The sequence below is a fragment of the Kitasatospora sp. NRRL B-11411 genome, assembly GCF_000721345.1.
Lineage (GTDB): Bacteria > Actinomycetota > Actinomycetes > Streptomycetales > Streptomycetaceae > Kitasatospora > Kitasatospora cineracea.
The window spans coordinates 1-3,233 of sequence record NZ_JOGH01000245.1; the positions used below are offsets into that span (position 1 = coordinate 1).

3 protein-coding genes are annotated in these 3,233 nt (G+C 72.5%); all 3 read right to left on the reverse strand.

Annotation, left to right across the window (positions count from 1 at the left end; translation table 11 throughout):
- Positions 1-1,320, reverse strand: a 1,320-nt coding sequence (locus tag IH44_RS0139500; RefSeq protein ID WP_035958274.1) for a DUF5107 domain-containing protein, incomplete at its 3' end; no start/stop codon positions are given.
- 74 nt (positions 1,321-1,394) lie between these two features.
- Positions 1,395-2,261: a carbohydrate ABC transporter permease gene (locus IH44_RS0139505; protein ID WP_030464689.1), complete on the reverse strand. Its 867-nt coding sequence runs from the start codon at positions 2,259-2,261 to the stop codon at positions 1,395-1,397.
- On the reverse strand, positions 2,258-3,233 hold a 976-nt coding region (locus tag IH44_RS0139510; protein ID WP_369795055.1), incomplete at its 5' end, for a carbohydrate ABC transporter permease. The genes IH44_RS0139505 and IH44_RS0139510, both read right to left, overlap by 4 nt.

Sequence of the window (3,233 nt, forward strand, 5' to 3'; positions counted from 1 at the left end):
CTGTTCGGGGCCGAGGGTGTCGGCGGGGAAGGGGGTGCCGGGGGTGGGCAGGGGGCCCTGGCCGGTGTGGGCGCGGCGGCGTTCCTCCAGGGCGCCCCAGCCGGAGCCGGCCTGCAGGATCCGGTCGGGGGCGCGGTCGGCCCAGTGGGCGGCGGCTTCGAGTTCGGCGTCCAGCCGGTGGGGCGGGAGGAGGGTGTCGAGGGCGTGTTCGGCGGCGTCGCGGGCGGCGGTCCAGTCCTCGCCGTGGACGGCGGCGGGGTCGGCTTCGAGCAGGCCGTAGGCCTCGGTCCAGGACCAGCGGGCGCCGGCCGGCATCGGGAGGTGTTCGAGCTGGGTGCGGGCGAGGCCGGCCTGGATCTCCAGGTAGCCGGTGCCCGGTCCGGCGAGCCACTCCTGCCAGTGCCGGCCGCCGGGGCCCTGGCCCCAGAGGAAGAGTTTGCGGCCGCGCAGCCGTTCGGTGGAGGTCTGGACCAGGCCGCGGCCGTCCGCGTCGAGGGCGGCGATCCAGCGGCGCCGGCCGGGAGGGAGGTCGAAGAAGTAGTCGGCGGCGTCCCGGGAACGGGTGGTGCGGCTGAGGTCGGTGCCGTGCGGGGCGGGGAGGTCGACCCGGCGGACCTTGCGGTCGTAGCTGAACTGCCAGGCGGCGTCGGCGGGGGCGAGGACGCGGACGTCGGGGGCTTCGGGGACGGCGATGTTGGACCACCAGTACACCGGGACGGTGTGCGGGTGCGGGTTGGTGATCCGGACGTGGACCAGCAGGACCGGGGAGTCGTCCGGGAGGCAGGCGTCGATCTGGAAGACGGTGCCGCGGATCCGCTCGTACTCCCACATCCGCAGCACCGGGGTGCCGTCGGGGCGGGTGAGGCGGGCGGTGTGCAGGGGTTCGCAGGTGGTGGGGGCGTGGCCGATGGTGCCGGTGTTCCATTCGACGCCGCCGGCCAGCCAGGCTCCGCGCAGGGCGAGGTTGGCGGGTTGGAACACCGGGTTGCGGAAGAGGAGTTCGCGGCCGGTGGGCTTGTGGACCAGCGACTGGAGCCGGCCGCCGGCGCCGAGCAGGAAGACCGCCCGCAGGGTGTCGTTCTCCAGGACGGCCACGGGGTGTTCGGCGGGGGCCCGTTCGCGGGTGTAGCCGTCCTGGACCAGGTAGGGCAGGACGGAGGGCACCCGGCCGTAGCCGATGTTGTGGCGCATCTCCTCGTCGGCCTCGCCGGTGTCCTCGACCTGGTGGAGGTCGGCGCCGGTGAACAGCGGGGGGAGGGGGTTGACGGGGCCGACCGGTGCGGTCGGCAGCGTCAGGGTGGCAAGCCGCAGCTCACTCATCTGTGGGTCTGCCTTCTGGGGATCGGGGTGGCGGGCCGCTGCCCGGTGGGGGTCCGCGGCCCGGCGCGGGCGGGCTACTTGACGCTGCCGGAGGTGAGTCCGGCCTTCCAGTAGCGCTGCAGCAGGAGGAACATCAGCACGATCGGGACGACCGAGAGCAGGGCGCCGGTGATGATCAGGTTGTAGGGGACGGTCTGGCCGCGCTGCTCCTTCCAGGCGACCAGGCCGACGGTGACCGGCTGCAGGCGGTTGTCGGCGAGCATCAGCGAGGGCAGCAGGTAGTTGGTCCAGATCGTCACGAACTGGAACAGGCCGACGGTGACCAGCGAGGGCTGCAGGATCCGCAGGGCGACGGAGCGGAAGATCCTGAACTCGCCCGCGCCGTCGATCCGTCCGGCCTCCAGCAGTTCGTCGGGGACCGCGGCGGCGGCGTAGATCCGCGACAGGTACACCCCGAACGGGCTGACCACGCTGGGGATGAACACCGCCCAGAAGGTGTTGACCACGTGGGTGGCGGAGAACATCAGGTACAGCGGCAGGGCGAACAGCGGGGCGGGCAGCAGGACGGCGCCCAGCACGGTGTTGAAGACCGCCTCGCGGCCGCGGAAGGCGTACTTGGCCAGCGCGTAGCCGGCCATCGCGGACAGCAGGGTGGCGACGAGGGCGCCGCCGACGGCGTAGAGCAGGCTGTTGAGCAGCCAGCGGCCGTAGATGCCGTCCTGGACGCCGAGCAGGTCGGAGACGTTGCGGACGAGTTCGATCCGGCCGGCGAACCAGAAGCCGTTTCCGGTGAACAGGTCGCTGCTGCCCTTGGTGGCCGAGACCACCAGCCACCAGACCGGGAGCAGCGAGTAGAGCGCCGCGAGCACCAGGACGGCGAGCACGCCGATCCGGCCGGCGGGGTTCGCGGCCCGGCGCGGGCCCTTCGTGGCGTCCTTCACTGGGCTGCTCCGCGCTTGTTGACGAACCGCATGAATCCGAACGAGAGGACGAAGATCACCAGCGCGAGGAGCACCGAACGCGCGGCGGCCGCCTGGTAGTTGTTGGCCGCCACCTCGTTCTGCGCGGCCATGATCGGGGTCCAGTCGCCGGACAGGTTCGGGGCGACGGCCCGCATGATGACGGGCTCGTTGTAGAGCTGCGCCATGCCGATGATGGAGAACACCGTGCTCATCACCAGGGCGGGCCGCACCATCGGGATCTTGATGTGCCAGGCGAGCCGCCAGCCGGTGCAGCCGTCGAGTTCGGCGGCCTCGGCGTACTCGCCGGGGATCGCCTTCAGCGCCGAGTGGATGACGATCATGTTGTAGCCGGTCCAGCCCCAGGTGAGCATGTTGCCCACCGCCCAGGGCAGCGCGCCGTCGGAGGTGAAGTCGACGTGCAGGCCGATCCCGGCCAGCGCCCGGGCGATCGGGCTGACGTCCGGCTGGTAGAGGAAGGACCACATCAGGCCGCCGATCACGCCGGGGACGGCGTACGGCAGGAAGAAGGCGAGCCGGAAGAAGCGCTTGCCCGGGGTGCGGCGGCCGTCGAGGAGCAGGGCCAGCACCAGGGCCAGGCCGAGCATCAGCGGCACCTGGACGGCGCCGATCAGCAGCACCCGGAGCACCGCGGAGGTGAAGGCGCGGTCGGCCAGCGCCTCGGTGTAGTTGGAGAGCCCGGTGAAGACGGTGGTGGGGGGTGTCAGCCCGAGGCCGGAGCGGTGCAGTTTGAACAGGCTCTGGTGGAGGGCGTAGCAGATCGGCGCGACGAAGGTGAGCAGGAACAGCGCGCCGAACGGGAGGAGGAAGCCCAGCGGTGCCCAGCGGCGCGGGCCGGTGGTGCGCGGCCGGGCGGCCTTCGGCGGCGGGGTGGGCCCGGTGCGCTCGTGCGGGCGCACCGGGGCGGGGGTGGTGGAGGTGGTGGGGGTGGTG